Consider the following 17,578-nt stretch of genomic DNA (forward strand, 5'->3'; position numbering starts at 1 on the left):
CTTTTAAAATCTCCTATTCCCCACCGAAGCCTTAAAGAGAAAAGGGATTTTTGTTTTTTTGTCGCCAAGCCAATATTTACTCAACCAGCATCACAGTTTGTGCTGACTCTCCATCACTCTTTTCTAAGAGATCGAGCAATTTATCTATCTGGTTAGAATCGGCGTTTGCCAGAATTTCTTCCTCGATTAGTTCAGCTAAATTCTCAATGGTGGGAGCAGCAAAAAAATCGCACAGCGCTAACTCTATCCCAAAGCACGATCGCACTCGCGATATTAACTGTGTTGCCATCAGAGAGTGACCGCCGAGGTCAAAAAAGTTTTGGTTAGTTCCTACTTTTTCTAGCCCTAAAAGAGCAGTCCAAATCTCAGCAATTTCTTTCTCGGTGGGCGTTTGTGGCTCAGTGAAGGCTGTTTCATCAGAAACATAATCGCACCTTTGAGATAAGGCGAGGCGGTCAATTTTTCCGTTGGGCGTTAATGGCAGCGCATCTAATAGCACAAAAGCTGAAGGCACCATGTAATCGGGCAGTTTGTGCTTCAAGAATGAACGCAATTCGGAAATAAGTTCTGGGTGCGGATTTCTGAACCCTGAGTTAGGAACTAGGTAAGCGACTAGGCGTTGACTACCTGGTGTGTTTTCCTGAAGCAAAACAGCAGCAGTGGACACAGAAGAATGTTGAGAAAGTGCTGCCTCTATTTCTCCTAGTTCGATGCGGAAACCGCGAATTTTTACTTGGCAATCGCCACGACCCAGAAATTCTATATTACCATCCGGCAGGTAACAACCGATATCGCCTGTTTTGAAGAAAACTTTTTGATAATAATTACCGAGAAAATGTAATTTTTCTTGCCCAAGCGGGTTAGAAATGAATTTCTCCGAGGTTAAGTCGGGGCGGTTTAAGTAGCCCTGTGCCAATCCATCGCCGCCGACGTAAATCTCGCCGGGAATTCCTATGGGAACGGGTTGCAAATTGCGATCGAGCAGATAAATTTGCGTGTTGGCGATCGGGCGACCGATTGGAACTTTCTCGACACAGTGAGTTGCATCGTACCACGTCACGTCCGCAGCTACTTCAGAAGAGCCATAAAGATTGATTAATACCCGTTGGGGCATCTGCTCTCGAAATTGCTGGCAAAGTTCCACCGGCAGAGTTTCTCCGCTGCAAATCCAATATTTTAATTGAGGCAAACGGCTGTCTAAATCAGGGAATGAATCTAAGAGAGCGCGCAACAAAGAAGGAACCAGCACCAGTCGCGTTACATTTTGCTTTGATAAGGTTTGAAGGAATTGGTTAATATCTTTGACGGCTCGATCGGGAATAATCACAGTGGGCAACCCATGCAGCAAAGGAGCAAAGATTTCCCAAACCGAATCGACAAAATTTAAGGACGTTTTTTGACAGCAAATATCTTCTTCGATAAAAGGGTAGGGGTTCCAGAAACAGCGATTGACTGTGCCTCGGTGGGTGCCGAGTACGCCTTTGGGAGTGCCTGTGGAGCCGGAAGTGTAGAGGACGTAAGCGAGGTGATCGGCTTCCACTTTAACAGCGGGGTTGCGATCGCTCTGGCGGGAAATTTCCTGCCATTCGGCGTCGATACAGACGACTTTTGCGCTGTGTTCGGGGAGGATTTCTAGGAGGTTTTTTTGAGTCAAAAGCACCGGAACTTTTGCGTCGGCCAGCATGAACGATCGGCGTTCTTGGGGATAAGCAGGATCGACAGGAACGTAAGCGGCACCGACTTTTAAAATGCCCAAAATAGCCACCAGCATTTCCAGCGATCGCTCTAAGCAAATTCCCACCAAAACTTCGGGTTTTACACCGATAAATTGCAGGTAATGCGCGATTTGGTTGGCTTTGGCATTCAATTCGCGGTAAGTCAATTGTTCATTTTCGCAAATTGCAGCCACTGCATCTGGGGTTCGCTCTGTTTGCGCTGCAAATAATTCGTGAATGGAGGAATTTTTGGGGTAATCCGCTTGGGTGTCGTTCCACTGGACAAGTAATTGCTGGCGTTCGGCGGCGCTCAATAGGGGCAATTCTGACAGTTTCCGCTCAGGATTGGCAGTCATTCCCTCCAGTAAAGTTTGCAGGTGTCCGAGCATCCGTGCGATCGCACTTTCCTCAAAGCAGCTACGATCGAAAATAATTTTCAGCGTCAATTCCGCACCCGGCATTGCCATCACCGTTAGAGGATAATTCGTTGTTTCCAAGGAGCGAATATTCTCTACTTTTAAGTTTTGAATCTTCTCCTGCAAAGAAGCATCCGAAGGATAATTTTCAAAGACAACGAGACTCTCAAATAGAGGCAAACTCCGAGAAACTTCGCTCCACCCCTGCACCTCAACGAGGGGGGTGAACTCATACTGTCGCGCCTCAACTTGTTGCGCTTGGAGTTCTTTCAAGCAGGATAAAATAGAATCCTGTGGGTCAAATTTTACGCGCACTGGCAGAGGATTTACGAACAGCCCCACTACCGATTCCGCACCAATTAACTCTGGCGGTCGCCCGGAGACAACCGTACCAAAAACCACATCTTCCTCGCCGCTGTATCGGCTCAAAAGTAGCGCCCAAGCTGCCTGTACGAGGGTATTTAATGTTAGCTGATGCTGCCGCGCTAAGGATTGCAGTGCGACGGTGGCTGTTGCAGAAAATATCACCTGCTGTTCGCCACTACTTTCTAAACGGTGTCCCCCGGCAATATTGCCCCGGGCGATCGCAGTTGGAACTGCAAAACCTTTGAGAGTTTGCCGCCAAAATGACTCAGCCGCAGATAAATCTTGCTGGTGCAGCCACGCGATGTAATCCCGATAAGGGCGAGGGCGTTTGAGGTGCAATTCCTCGCCCTGGGAGAAGGCTTGATAAAATGCAAAAACTTCCTCAAGAACGATCGCCAGCGACCACCCATCTAAAACTAAGTGATGGTGGCTCAAAATAAACTGAAAAGTATCTGTTTCTAACTGCGCCAGTGCAATGCGAATTAAGGGAGCTGATGTCAAGTCAAAGCCCTGCTCGCGATCGGCTTTTAGGAACGTTTCTAGCTGCTGTTTTTGTGCGGAAGCCGAGAGCGATCGCCAGTCCATCTGCTGCCAAGATAATGCAGCCTGCTTACGCACCGCTTGCACGGGTTCTTTCAATTTTTCCCACACGAAACAAGTCCGCAAAATGGGATGCCGTTCTACAACTTTTTGCCAACTATTTCTCAACGCAGAAACATTGAGATCGCCGCGTAAGACGCACAGCAGTTGCCCGAAATATACGCCCGATTCTGCCTGGTAAAGGGAATGAAAGAGAATGCCCTGCTGCGCTGGGGAGAGGGGATAAAAATCTTCGATATTGCCTTTGGTCATATTAAAGCTCTCCCAAAATTGCGGTAATGTTGTCTAAATCGTCCTGGTTCCACTGGCTCCACTTAAACTCTGCAAAGTCAGAAGGAGTGCAGCCGCCGGCGTCGGGGGACTGACAGTATTGAATTAGCGATCGCAGCGATTCTATAAAGGCCGTTGCCAAATTTTCAATGCTTTCTCGTCGGTGAATGTTTTCGCTGTACGTCCAATTTAATTGCAGCTTGTTGCTGGTAATAAATCCGTTAATTTCCAGCAGGTAACGCCGATTTCCACGCGGGCTGCGAAGGGAGCCACTAGGATTGGAAGACAGCATTAATAAAGAAGACTTCGGCAGCAATTGGTCAAACTGTCCGAGATAATTAAAGCTTACCTCAGCTTGCGGCAATTTATGCAATTTTTTTGCAATTTCTGGGTTTAAATATCGTAGGATGCCGCAGCCAATACCGCGATTGGGTACTGCGCGTAACTGCTCTTTCACTGATTTGATTGCAGCCCCTAGATCGGAATGTTTTTCTAAATTAAACAGGACGGGGAAAACTGCTGTGAACCAGCCGATTGTGCGCGACAAATCTACTCCTTCAAATATATCTTCGCGCCCGTGACCTTCTAAGTCAACTAAAAGTGAGTTATTGCCTGTCCAGCGTTCAAATGCTTGACCTAAAGCAGTTAGCAATACATCATTAATTTGAGTGCGGTAAGCTGCAGGTACTTCTTGTAAGAGCAGTTTTGTTTCTTCAACACTCAAAGCAACGGATACTGTCTTTTCAGATGCAACTAAATTCGCTGCGTTTGGGAAATCCACCGGCAAGCGAGAAGTTGGTTGGTGAGAAAGGGCGAACCAGTAATCGAACTCTCCCTGCAATTCGGGCGATCGCGCCCACTCCTGCAAACGTTCTGCCCACTGCTTAAATGAGGTTGTTTTGGGCGGCAGCGCGACTGTTTCGCCGCGGCTAATCTGCCCGTAAGCTGTCTGGAAATCCTCAATTAAAATTCGCCACGAAACCCCATCAACCGCTAAGTGATGAATGGTCAATAACAAGCGATTTGGCTGATGTTTGCCCAAGTCAAATAGGGCAGCGCGAAGTAATGGCCCCTCTGACAAATTCAAACTGGCTTGCAACTGAGCGGCGGCGGTTTGGAAAGCGGCCTCTCGTTCTTCTGGAGGTAGCGACGACAAATCAATGCAGGTAAACGGAGCAACTTCGTCGGGATTGGCGAACTCCTGCAGCCAGCCAGATTCTCTTCGCCCAAAACGCAGGCGCAGCGCGTCGTGGTGCTTCAGCAATTCTTGCAAAACTGACTCAATTAATGCAGGTTCGAGAGGTTGCTGCAACTCTAAAAGCACCGCCTGATTCCAGTGGTGTGGATCGGAGAGATTTTCCTCGAAAAACCAGTGCTGAATCGGTGTCAGAGGAACTTCGCCAACGATTAATCCCTGTTCCGATTGTTGAATCCCAGTTGTATCGGCGACGGTGGCTAACTGTGCAATAGTTTGGTGTTGAAACAGTTGTTTTGGAGTAAGCCGCAACCCCGCTTGATTGGCTTTAGAAATGACTTGAATGCTGAGGATAGAATCGCCGCCCAATTCAAAGAAATTGTCGTCTATTCCCACTTGTTCTAACCCCAATACTTGCGCCCAAATTTCTGCCAGGATTTTCTCAATAGCCGTGCTTGGCGCGGCGAATGCCTCTTCGAGTTCTGGGCGATCGCGATCCGGTGCAGGTAGTGCCTTGCCATCGACTTTGCCGTTGGGAGTTAGAGGCAGCGATTCCAGCATCACGAAGGCAGCAGGCACCATGTATTCGGGCAGCTTTTCTTGCAGGTAGCCGCGGAGGTTGCTGATGCTTGGAAGTTGGTTTTGGTTAAGCACTACATAAGCGACTAAGCGCTTGTTGCCCGAACCGTCATCGCGGGCGATCGCCACAGCATCCCGCACGGCGGAGTGCTGTCTCAGGGTTTCCTCAATTTCTCCCAATTCGATGCGATAGCCCCGGATTTTCACTTGGCTATCAATTCGCCCCAGGTATTCGATATTTCCATCTGGCAAATAACGCGCCCTGTCGCCAGTTTTGTAAAGGCGCGCGTCGGGTGAGTTGCTAAAAGGATTTGGAATAAATTTCTCGGCCGTTAATTCGGGACGATTCAGATAGCCTCTGGCCAATCCTGCGCCACCGATATGCAGTTCCCCTGGCACTCCAATTGGCAAAGGTTGCAAATAGCGATCTAAGATGTAAAGCTGCGTGTTGGCTATGGGGCGACCGATGGGGACAATTCCAGGATAGCGCTGGCGCGTACAAGCCCAAAAACTTACGTCTACAGCCGCTTCAGTGGGGCCATAAAGATTGTGCAATTCAGCATTCAAACGGTTAAAAAAGCGCTCCTGAAGTTCAAAGGATAGCGCTTCGCCACTGGTGATGACCCGCTTGAGGCAGTGACAAGAATCAAGTCCAGGTTCTTCGAGGAACAGTTGCAGCATTGAGGGAACGAAATGGAGTGTGGTAATTTGCTGCCTAGCAATGAGTTCCACTAAATAAAAACCCTCGCGATGGCCTTCTGGTCGAGCTATGATTAGACGCGCTCCTGTCAGCAACGGCCAGAATAATTCCCATACTGATACGTCGAAGCTAAAGGGTGTTTTCTGCAAAACACGATCGCTTGCAGTTAATTCGTAGGCATCCTGCATCCACAACAAGCGATTGCAAATGCCTCTGTGAGTATTAGCAGCTCCCTTTGGCTTTCCAGTCGAGCCTGACGTATAGATGACGTAAGCTAGGTTTTCAGCAGTAACTGCGACGGTGAGATTTTCTTCGCTTTGTCGAGCGATCGCTTGCCAATCGGCATCCAGACAAATCGCGCTCGTTCCCGCGAAGGGCAGCTTTTCTACCAGATGCTTTTGTGTCAGCAGCACAGGCGTTTGAGCGTCTTTTAACATGAAAGCCAATCGCTCTGGTGGATAGCCTGGATCGAGCGGAACATAAGCGCCCCCAGCTTTGAGAATACCGAGAATGCCGATCGCCATCTCAAGCGATCGCTCAACACAAATTCCCACCAAAACTTCTGGCTTGACGCCGAGTTTTTGCAGGTAATGCGCGAGTTGATTCGCTCGTTCATTCAGCTCGCGGTAGGTGAGTTTTTGGTCTTCAAATACGACTGCAATGGCATCGGGAGTTCGCTCGACCTGCGCTTCAAATAATTGATGAATGCAGGGATCGCTCGAATAATCGGCGCGGGTGTCATTCCACTCTACCAACAACTGATGCCGCTCTTTTTCCCCCAGCAACGGTAGCTCTTCAATCCGCCGCTCTGGGTTGGCAGCTATGCCCCCCAGCAACGTGATAAAATGCCCCGCCATCCGATTGATTGTGGCTGCATCAAATAAATCGGTACTGTATTCAAACTGACCGTAAATTTCTTCCTGTTTTTCTTCTAAATACAGCGTTAAGTCTACTTTTGCTGTCTGATTGTCAACATCTAAAAGAGTGAGATTGAGTCCGGCGATTGATTCGGCAGCAACAGGTGCAGTTTGCAAAACAAAAGCAACTTGAAACAGCGGATTGTAGCTCAAATTGCGATCTGGTTGCAACTCTTCAACCAGTTTTTCAAACGGCAAATCCTGGTGAGCGTAAGCTTCTAAACTCACCTTCCGAATGCGATCGAGCAACTGCCGAAAAGTGAGAGCACCTGACAAATCAGTTCGCAATACCAAAGTATTGACAAAAAACCCGATTAGCCCTTGAATTTCCGCTCGGTTGCGGTTGGCGATGGGAGAGCCAACGGGGATATCTGCCTGTCCTGTATAGCGATAGAGCAACGTTTTAAAGGCTGCTAGCAGCGTCATAAACAGGGTGACATTTTCCTGGCGGCTGAGCTTTTTGAGGGCTTCTGTTAGCGTTTTCGGGATGAGAAAGGATTCTTTCGCGCCCCGATAGGTTTGCGCGGGGGGACGAGGGCGATCGGCTGGCAATTCCAGCAAGGGAGGAGCGCCACTGAGCTGCTTTTTCCAGTAGTTAAGTTGAGTTTGCAAGCGTGAAGCGAAGCTATCCCGCAGGGAATCGCCCGCCAGCCATTCCCGCTGCCAAATAGCAAAATCGGCGTACTGTATGGAAAGTTCGGGAAGTGGGGATGGTTTTGCCATCAAAAACGCTTCGTAAAGTGCTGCTAATTCTTGCAGAAAGACTCCGATTGACCAGCCATCAAAAATAATGTGGTGTAGCGTCAACAGCAAGACATATTCCTCAGCCTCTAACTGTAGCAAACTAGCTCGCAACAGCGGCCCTTTGGTTAAATCAAAAGGTTTACTAGCTTCTTCTGCAGCCAGTTGTTTTACTTTTTCTTCTCGCTCAGTTTTCGCCAATTTTTGCAAGTCTAAAACTTGCAGCCCGAAATTAAATTGCTGACCAACCACCTGCACGGGTTGACCGTCTACAGTGGTAAATGTCGTCCGCAAAGCTTCGTGACGGCGCACAATTTCCTTGAAACTTCGTTCTAGCACTACTACATTTAGCCTGCCTTTTAGTAACACAGCCGCCGGAAGGTTGTAAAAAGGGTTTCCCGGTTCCAATTGATCGATAAACCACAGTCTTTGCTGGGCAAAAGAGGTGGGAAATGCAAATACTTCTTCTTCAGAAGCATTCGCCAAGTCGCGAGTATCTGTTGGAGGTTTTTCGGAAAAATGCACCGTCATGGGATTAGTAACTGGTAATTGGTAATTGGGATTGCCGCCGATATTTGGGGATTGGTTATGAGTTATGGGCTGCAATCCCATGACTCATCACTGATTTGTGCTTAGCGCAAAGAGGACAATTTCATGCGGTACGCCGCTCGCGAAACAGGCGCGATCGCGGGTTCTTCAACTGTCGCGTTTTTGCTTTTTGCTTCAGCAATCTTTTCTGCAAGTACGGCTAGCGATCGCCCTGCAAAAATATCGCACAAAGGCAATTCTAGCTGACAATCTTCTCGTATCTTTGCGGCTAATTGAATTGCCAGCAGCGAATTTCCTCCTAGTTCAAAAAAGTTATCGGTAATGCTTAACTCTTCAAGGCCGAGAACCACACAACAAATGCTCGCTAACATTGCCTCAATAGGAGTGCGCGGTGCGACAAAAATCTTTGTTTCTGGAATTGCGGCATCCGGTTTTGGTAGAGCCTTGCGGTTAACTTTGCCGTTCGCCGAAAGTGGCAGCGCGTCCAGAATTATAAATGCAGAAGGCACCATATAATCGGGCAGTTTTTCGCTCAGGAATTGGCGCAATTCTTCAACCGCCAGGACAGCCTTTTGTTGGAGAACGATATATGCTACTAAGCGCTTTTGACTGTGATTTTCTCCGAATGCGGTGACAATGGATGCCTTGACTGCTGGGTGCTCGTTCAAAGCAGCTTCAATTTCTCCGGCTTCGATGCGGAATCCTCGAATTTTAAGGCGGAAATCTTCTCGTCCTAAAAATTCGATATTGCCGTCCGGGAGGAAGCGCCCTAAATCTCCCGTTCGGTACAAGCGATCGCCCGTGACGGGGTGCGTGAGGAAGCTGGCGCGAGTTTTTTCTTCATTCCGCCAGTATCCTTTTGTCAGTCCAACTCCGGCACAGCACATCTCGCCGGCAACCCAGACGGGACAGTCTTCTAGCCTTTCATTCAAAATGTAATAGCGTGTATTGGCGATCGGCTTGCCATAGGGAATGCTCTTCCAAGAAGGATCAACAGTTTCTACCGGATACCAAATATTCCAAAGGGTAGTTTCGGTTGGCCCGCCGACGCTGACAACTCGGCATCCTTTGACGATCGCCCTCAACCTCTGAGGCAGCGTTATCGGTATCCAATCTCCGCCGAGAAACGCCCAGCGCAAGCACTCTGGCAAAACCTCAGAACGTCCGGCAGCGTAATCGAGCAGCATTTCCATCATCGGCGGAACCGAGTTCCAAATGGTGACGCGCTCTTTTACCATCAATTGAGTCCAGTGAGCGGGGTCTAGCCGTTGTGCGGCATCGGGAATGACGATCGCTCCCCCGGCTGCTAGGATGCCGAAAATATCGTAAACCGACATATCGTGGTGCAGTGCGGTGACTGCGATCGCGCGATCGCACTCGGCCACATTAAACACTTGGTTGGTCTGAGCGATCGCATTGACTGCACCTCGGTGCGCGATCGCCACGCCTTTCGGCAAGCCAGTTGAGCCGGAAGTATAAATCACATAAGCTAAATCTTCCGGTTCCTGCACCGACTCCAAAGCTTCGCTGCTTTCGGCCACCAATTCGTCGGTATCGAGACAAATTCGCCGCACATTTTCCGGCCATTCCAATCGCTGATTTAACTGAGATTGCGTCAAAACAATCTCAACTTCGCCATTTTCCAGCAAATACCACAGCCGCTCTTTTGGTAGCGCCACATCTACGGGCAAATAAGCGGCCCCGGATGCCAGAATGCCCAGCACAGCGACGATTTGCTCCCATCCTTTTTCCATAACCACGGCAACCAACTGGTTAGGGCGAGTTCCCAGCTTCCGCAATCGGTGAGCGACTTGATTCGAGCTCCGGTATAGTTCCTCATAAGTAAGGGTGCGCGTTGAAGTAATCACGGCGGATTGCTGCGATCGCAAGGCGACTTTCTGAGCAAACAGTTCGTGCAGCAATACATCGGGAATAGGTGCTTCGATGCCGTTAGCGACGGCTTGCTGCTGCAACTGCGCCTCTTCTTGCCAAGCTGACTCCGAGCTTGCCAGGCGCTGCAACAGGCGGCAGTAAGCCTCAAACATATCGTCGATTAGCCCTGGCCCGAAGAGTTCTTCCACCGCATCCCAGCTAAAAGAAAGCCCCTGGGCGGTTTCGGTAAATTGCGCGTCTATCCAAACTTGCGGCGTTTGACCGATGATGTGAACCAGTTCTCCCAATTCTTGAATGAGAGAAAAGATAGAGGAATCTTCCCCAGGCGCGTTTTGCGGATCGATCGTAAACACGACCGGCATCAGCGCGGAGGTGGTGCCTTGCGCTTGGGCGAGTTCTCGCAAAACGCGCACCCCGCTGACGTACTGGTGCTCTAAATCTTGCCAAAGCTGTTCTTGCAGTCGCTTGGCCCGCGTTTCAAAACTCTCTCGCTTGGAGTTATCTACTTCTAGCAAAGTAAAGGAGGCAAATTCTCCGATAATCTCCTCAACTTGAGGGTGCAGGGGAAGGCGATTGAAGCGCGGCACGTTGAGGGTAAACCGAGGCGTTTTGCTCCACAGTCCGAGAACCTCAGCATAGGCGGCCAGCAATAAACCCGTAGGAGTCAGGCTGGCGCGAGCTGTGCGCGTTTTGAGGCGCTGCCAAGTTTGCAAGTCTAAGCGATCACTCCAGCGTTTAAATCGCGGCTGCGTTAAGGAATTCGGGTGTTTGGCGAGCGGCAATTCCGGCGCTGGTGGCAGGGTTTTGAGGCGAGGGAGCCAGTAATCTAAGGATTGCTGGTAAAATGGGGAGTTTTCTAAGGCGATCGCGGCTAACACGCAGTCGCGGAAAGACAGTTGCAAGGGCGCGATCGCAGTATTGGGATTGCGGTAAAACTGTACCAAATCGCCAAACAAAATTTGAAAACTCCAGCCATCTATGCACAAGGCGTCAATGCTGATGTGGAGCCGGGTGCGGCGCCCCTTAATTTTGGAAGCGCAAATCTCGAACAGCGGCCAGCGATCGAGCGGCAGCACTTGGTGAGAAAGGCGATCACGGATTGCTTCGAGTTGTTCGCCGGCAACCTCTGGAGCGAGCGAGCGCAAATCCAAAACCTCAATTTTATAAGCGGGTACGTTTTCCAGAATTTGCTGCTGTCCGTTCGGAAGTACGATCGCCCGCAGCATATCGTGGCGCTCTACAACTCGCTGCCACGCGAGGCTAAACCGCTCTAAATCTAACTCGTCGCTCTCAATTTCTACATAGCCGTGAATGGCAACATTGCCCATTTCAAAAAAGCTATTTCTCCCGATCCAATAGGCTTGCTGCATTTCATTGAGCGGAAATGGTTGGTAGCGATTTTGAGGAGCGGGGGCGATCGCGGGCAGTGAAATCAGGGGTTCGGGCGACTGCTGGCTCTTAGCTTGTGCGATCGCAACTGCCAGACTGGCGACTGTAGGGGATTGAAACAAGCAGCGCAATGATAGCTCGACTTGAAAGCGATCGCGCACCTTGGCAATCAGTTGAGTTGCCAGCAAAGAGTGACCTCCCAACTCGAAGAAATTGTCATTGATTCCCACCTGTTTTAAACCCAGAACCTCTGCCCAAATATCAGCTAATACTTGTTCTTCTAAAGTTTGAGGTGCGATAAAATCTGCGTTTGACCTGTTGGTTTCCGGTGCGGGAAGTGCCTTAAAATCTACCTTGCCGTTTGGCGTCAGCGGCATCGATTCTAAAAACATGAAACTGGCAGGAACCATATAATCTGGCAGTTGTTCCCGGAGGAAAGAACGCAGATTTTTAATCAGTGCAGAGTTGCCAATGCTGGGTGCTGAGTTTAAAACGAGGTAAGCAACTAAGCGCTTGCTGCCTGAATCTTCCTCATGGGCCAGAATGACTGCTTCTTGCACGTCTGGATGTTGGCTGAGTGCGGATTCGATTTCTCCTAACTCTATGCGGAAACCGCGAATTTTCACTTGGCGATCGGTGCGATCGAGAAATTCTAAATTCCCGTCGTGGAGATAGCGGACTAAATCGCCTGTTTTGTAAAGGCGATCGCCTTGTTTGCTGCTAAAAGGATCGGGAATAAATTTTTCTCGATTCAGATCCGAACGGTTGAGATAGCCTCTGGCAACGCCCGCACCTCCGATATAAAGTTCGCCGGAGACTCCGATCGGTACGGGTTGCAAATTAGCATCGAGTACATAGGTGCGGGCATTTGGAATCGGGCGTCCAATTGGCAAGGTTTTTGCGGAGTTTTTAGAGTTTTTAACCGCAGAGGACGCAGAGGGCGCAGAGGGGAGAGAAGAAGAGGAGGAAGAGTCGCACCACGTCGCGACAATGGTTGTTTCTGTGGGGCCGTAAGTATTGACGAGCCGCACTTTTTCTGATACGCACTTTTGCCACTGATTCAGCGATGCTGAAAGTGCGGTTTCTCCGCCAATAATTGTCAAGCGCACTGACGGGGGAAATTCTGCGTTTTCGATGCTGAGTCTGGCAGTTAATTCGCGCCAGTAAGCGGTTGGTAAATCTAAGACGGTGATTTGCCATTCCCGGCATTTTTGCAGGAAGGAAGAAATGCTGTCTAACATGGAATTTCCGCGCAGTACCAAAGTTGCGCCTCGCGTTAAACAGGGATAGATTTCTTCGGCGCTGGCGTCGAAGCTGAGGGAAGCAAATTGAAGAATGCGATCGCTCGGTTCAATGCCATATTCAACACTTGCAGCCTGCGTATAATTCGCCAAAGAGTGATGCTGCACCATCACTCCTTTTGGTTTGCCAGTAGACCCGGATGTATAGATGATATACGCTAGGTTTTCTGACCCAACGGCGCTATCAGGATTTGACTGATGTTGTTGAGCGATTGTCTGCCATTCTGCATCCAAGCAAATCGCGGAAATATTGGGGACTAGCAAGTCTGCGGCTAATTGTGCTTGCGTTAGCAATACGTGAACTCCAGCGTCTTCTAACATGAAATTAAGACGTTCTTTGGAATAATTCGGATCGAGGGGCAAATAAGCGCTCCCTGCTTTTAATACGCCTAAGATTCCGACGACCGCATCGAGCGATCGCTCCATATAAACACCGACTATGGCATCTGGTTTTACGCCGAAATGGTGCAAGTAATGGGCAAGTTGATTCGCGCGATTATTTAATTCTTGGTAAGTCAAACTTTGGCATTCAAATCGCACCGCAACCGCATCAGGCGTTTTCGCAGCCTGCGCTTCAAACAAACGGTGAATGCACTCATTTTGGGAGTAATTTATCCCAGTGTTATTCCACCCAAATAGAAGTTGCTGGCGTTCTGTTTCTGCAAGCAGGGGCAAATCTGATAGACGCGCGGAGGGATTCACAACGATGCCTTCTAATAAGTTCTGAAAGTGCCTCGCCATTCGCGCGATTGTAGCCGCTTCAAATAAGTCTAGGCTGTACTCAAACCAGCCTCTAATACCTGTTGCTGTGGCTTCTAATTCCAGGGTTAAATCGAAATTTGCTGTGCCGCTGTGAATCTGTTGGCAGTTCAAGCTTAAATCCGGCAATTCTAAGGCTAATTCAGAGGCATTTTGAAAGGCAAACATCACCTGAAATAAAGGCGAGTGACTTAAATCTCGATTCGGCTGCAATTCTTCTACCAACTTCTCAAATGCTACATCTTGATGCGCGTAAGCGCCTAATGCAACCTCTCGCACTCGATTCAGCAACTCTCGAAAAGTTGGATTTCCGGTTAAGTCCGATCGCAGGACTAAAGTATTGACAAAAAATCCAATTAATGATTCGGTTTCGCTGCTGTTGCGGCTGGCAATTGGTGAACCGACGAGGATATCTTCTTGCCCCGTGTAGCGGTAAAGCAGTGTTTTGAATGCTGCCAGCAATGTCATAAAGAAAGTAGTTTTTTCGCGGCGACTCAATTGCCTAATTGCCTCGGTTAACTGTTCGGGCAATTCAAATAATTCCCGACCTCCCTTGTAACTTTGAACAGGGGGACGAGAAAAGTCTGTTGGTAAATTTAGAACCGCTGCACTGCCACTTAACTGCTGCTTCCAGTAAGTAAGTTGAGTTTCTAATATTTCTCCCTGCATTTGTTGGCGCTGCCAACTTGCAAAGTCTGCATACTGAATTGGCAGCGGTGGAAGCGGGGCTAAATTTTTATTAGTAAAACCTTCATAAAAGGCAGCTAGTTCCCGTAAAAATACGCCCAAAGACCAGCCATCAAAAATGATATGGTGGGCGGATAAAAGCAGAGTATGTTCTATTTCTGATAGGCGCAGTAGTTTGGCACAGAGCAGATTTGGTTGAGTTAAATCAAAGGGTAATTGTGCTGCTTCGGCAGACAGTTTTTGCGCTGCTTTTTCGCGTTCGTCTGGGGAGCGATCGCTCAAATCAATCAGCGGCAGCGTCCAATCGCCCGCAGCAGCGACAACCTGTATCGGTTGCCCTTCCACAGCGGCAAATGCAGTTCTCAAAACCTCGTGCCGATCGATAATTTTCTCAATACTTTGCCTGAGTGCTTCTGCATTAAGTTGCCCCGTCATCCGAACCGCACCGCAGAGGTTGTAGAAGGGATTTCCCGGTTCCAATTGGTCGAAGAACCACAAGCGCTCTTGGGCAAAAGACAGGGGAAGATGGCGCGATCGAGAAACAGGTTCAATGACGGCTGCTTTGGTATTTCCTGTCAGTTGCTCTAGAATTTGCACTGCCAGTCGAGCAATGCTCCTATCCTCAAACAAATCGGCAACCGATACAGTAACGCCCAAGTCACTCTCAATTTGATTTTTTAACTCAAAAATTCTTAAAGAATCTAGCCCAAAGCTACTGAGCGGTCGATCTATAATATCTTGTGTTTTCTCGTTGGCACTGAAGTGGATTGAAGATTCCTCTTCAGTCGCCTTTAGCCGACTTTGGCTATTAGCCGGGGAATTCATTCCCCGGCGGTTTACCTGCTGCCAAAGGTAAGCCTCAAGAAGCGACTGCCGTTCTTCTAACTCGGCTGTCAGCAGAATTTCTCGCGTGAGTTGATTGTCGATTTCCACCGAATCAGCTAACTCTAAAACGCTACTGGCGACAACTTCCAAATTGTCAGCTAGAAAGTCAGCACAGGCGGCGCGACGTTGAATTTTACCGCTGGTCGTTTTGGGAATGCTTCCGGGCTTAATCAGCACTACTTCATAAACTTGCACTTCATATTCTTGAGCAATGCGGGATCGGATGGCGCTGATAATTTCCTCGGCATTATCCGGCGCTTTGCGAGATTGTAATTCTTGTACGATAACGAGCTGTTCTTCCCCTGCGACTTCCACCGAGAATGCCGCGATCGCCCCTTGCCGCAAACTGGGATGGCTGCGCTCTGCAGTTCTTTCTATATCTTGGGGGTAAAGATTGCGACCTCGGATGATAATTAAATCTTTGAGTCGCCCTGTAATAAACAGTTCTCGATCGCGTAAAAAGCCTAAATCTCCAGTTCGCAAAAATGGCCCTTCACTGGTATCTGAAAGATATGCTTGAAAGGTTTTTTCTGTTTCTTCTGGGCGATTCCAATAGCCTCGCGCAACTGTTTCGCCAGCTACCCAAATTTCTCCGACTTCCTGCGGCTGGCATTGCGTCAGAGATTCGGGATTGACGATCGCAACTAGAGTGCCAAATTCAGGGAAACCGCAGCCGACTAAAGTTCTCGCGCCCCCCTCGCCTTCGCCAACTTCTACAATGTGATTATTTTCCAGCGCCCCAGCGTCAACAGGTAAGAAAGTCGGTGTTATTCCGCTGCCAACCGTGGCAATTTTTAGCGTGGTTTCTGCCATTCCGTAAGCAGGACAAAAGGCATCGGCGTGAAAACCGCAGGGCTCAAAAGCTTTGGTAAATCTCTCTAGGGTTTCTTTGTGGATGGGTTCTGCGCCGTTATAGGCCACGCGCCAACTACTCAAGTCGAGCATTTTTTGGCCATCGCCCAAGATTTTGCTGATTTTGCTGGCACACAAGTCGTAAGCAAAATTTGGCCCGCCACTGTGGGTAGCTTTGTATCGCGAAATCGCTTCCAACCAGCACATCGGGTTCTGAATAAACGCCGCTGGCGGCATGAAGTAAGAGGGAATTCCCAGATACAAAGGTTTGAGCAATCCGTCAATTAACCCCATGTCGTGAAAGGGGGGAAGCCACGTTACGGCAACGCTTTCGGCATCGTGGTCAAAGCCTAGGTGAATGTATTCGATGTTGTACAAAACGTTGGCGTGGCTCACCATTACGCCTTTGGGGGTAGAGGTTGAGCCGGAGGTGTACTGAAGATAAGCCACTTCGTTGGGATGGATGGGTGGCTGCTGCCACTTTTTGCCGTCATCGGCAAGCGCCTCTGCTGTCAACCAGTGCAGCCCTTTGAGTTCCGGCGCTTGATCGCATAGCCGCTCTAAATTTTCCAAGTGTCGCGCCGGAGCGATCACAACTTTTGCTCCTGCGTCTTTGGCGATCGCACTAATTTTCGCTAAATTCCGTTTCAGCTTCGGCGGATAGAGGGGAACCGCGATCGCTTTGGCGTACAAGCATCCAAAAAAGGCGGCGAGATAGTCCAATCCTGGCGGGAAAAGCAGTAAGGCTCGTTCGCCAGTGACTCCCAATGTCTGAAGTCGCACGGCCTGCGATCGGGCGATCGCATCTAACTCTCGATAAGTCAAACTCGCGGTTTCAGTTTTTCCGTCTAACAGAAATGTATATTTCTGCTCTGGTTGGTGTAATGCTCTGTTTTTTAGAAGTTCTACTAAATTGGTACAACTTTCGGTGAGTTGGTTTCCCTTAATGTTTGCGTCACTCATCGATTCTTTTTACCTATAAATCTTGTTTGCAGTACGCCAACCAGTTCCGCCAAATTCTTTCCACATAGACGTTCTGTGAACAGTTTTCGGGCGTTACGAGTCTCCCATCAGCGTGTTTGAGTCTTCAATCCGGGTATGAGCGCTTGTTTTCACGTTTTGTTGTCGATCGGGCTGTTCGGCAATGGCTCCGGGGCGATTTCAGTCCGCGCCAGCTTCGATATCAGCTTCAGGGGCTTTACGGCTATCGACTTTAAGCATAGTAGGCTAGATGATATTTATTGTCAAGAGTAGTTGAGAGAATTTATTGACTCCTATCATTGCCTATATGACAATCTTTTCTAACTTTTGCCATAGCATTTTAGGTGATCCTTTGTCTAGCCCTAACAATAAACCATAATAGGCAAGTGGTGTACAACCATATCGAGGGGTCACACCCCCTATATTAAAATGCAACAAGTTTTCATTAGTTAACTCTTGACAGATGCAAGTCCTCTGTTATCTAATTAAGGCACTTTCTCATTAAGCGTCGAGCGACTACTTCCTTTAACCGAGGAAGTAGTCCACCGTGGGCGATCGTCCAGAGCGCCACCGGACTGAGGAGTTCGCCCTCACGCGCCTGCTGTATTCCCAGACAAATGCCACTAGCGACGGGAGAATCGGATCGAACTGCGCCCGACAACTGGGCCGGATCTTCCGTAGGTCAGTTTCAGGAGCCAGACAAGAGCAGCAACGCTGCCACAAATCATGTTGTGCAAGCAACGCAAACCACATATCCGAAGTTCCATTAATTGTTGATTTAAG

At 49.0% G+C, this 17,578-nt stretch carries 4 protein-coding genes; all 4 read right to left on the reverse strand.

All coding sequences use genetic code 11. The features are described 5' to 3' along the window. Positions 1–76 precede the first annotated feature (76 nt). Positions 77–3,349 carry an amino acid adenylation domain-containing protein gene (locus QUA10_RS07840; protein WP_333082128.1) on the reverse strand — a complete coding sequence of 1,091 codons (3,273 nt, stop codon included), beginning with the start codon at positions 3,347–3,349 and terminating at the stop codon, positions 77–79. A 1-nt stretch (position 3,350) separates the two neighbouring features. Next, complete coding sequence (locus QUA10_RS07845) at positions 3,351–8,030, reverse strand: amino acid adenylation domain-containing protein (RefSeq protein ID WP_445243564.1); 4,680 nt, start codon at positions 8,028–8,030, stop codon at positions 3,351–3,353. A 101-nt stretch (positions 8,031–8,131) separates the two neighbouring features. After that, positions 8,132–16,777, reverse strand: coding sequence for an amino acid adenylation domain-containing protein (locus QUA10_RS07850; protein WP_333082126.1), 8,646 nt, complete (start codon positions 16,775–16,777; stop codon positions 8,132–8,134). 499 nt (positions 16,778–17,276) lie between these two features. After that, on the reverse strand, positions 17,277–17,456 hold the full coding sequence (locus tag QUA10_RS07855) for a hypothetical protein (RefSeq protein WP_333082125.1): 180 nt from the start codon (positions 17,454–17,456) through the stop codon (positions 17,277–17,279). Positions 17,457–17,578: the final 122 nt, after the last annotated feature.

The sequence above is a fragment of the Microcoleus sp. Pol8_D6 genome, from assembly GCF_036700965.1.
Lineage (GTDB): Bacteria > Cyanobacteriota > Cyanobacteriia > Cyanobacteriales > Microcoleaceae > Microcoleus.

Bases quoted from the DNA above. Each gene is read 5' to 3' on its own strand.
- QUA10_RS07850 (WP_333082126.1), bottom strand. From the start codon at position 16,777: ATGAGTGACGCAAACATTAAGGGAAACCAACTCACCGAAAGTTGTACC.
- QUA10_RS07845 (WP_445243564.1), bottom strand. From the start codon at position 8,030: ATGACGGTGCATTTTTCCGAAAAACCTCCAACAGATACTCGCGACTTG.
- QUA10_RS07840 (WP_333082128.1), bottom strand. From the start codon at position 3,349: ATGACCAAAGGCAATATCGAAGATTTTTATCCCCTCTCCCCAGCGCAG.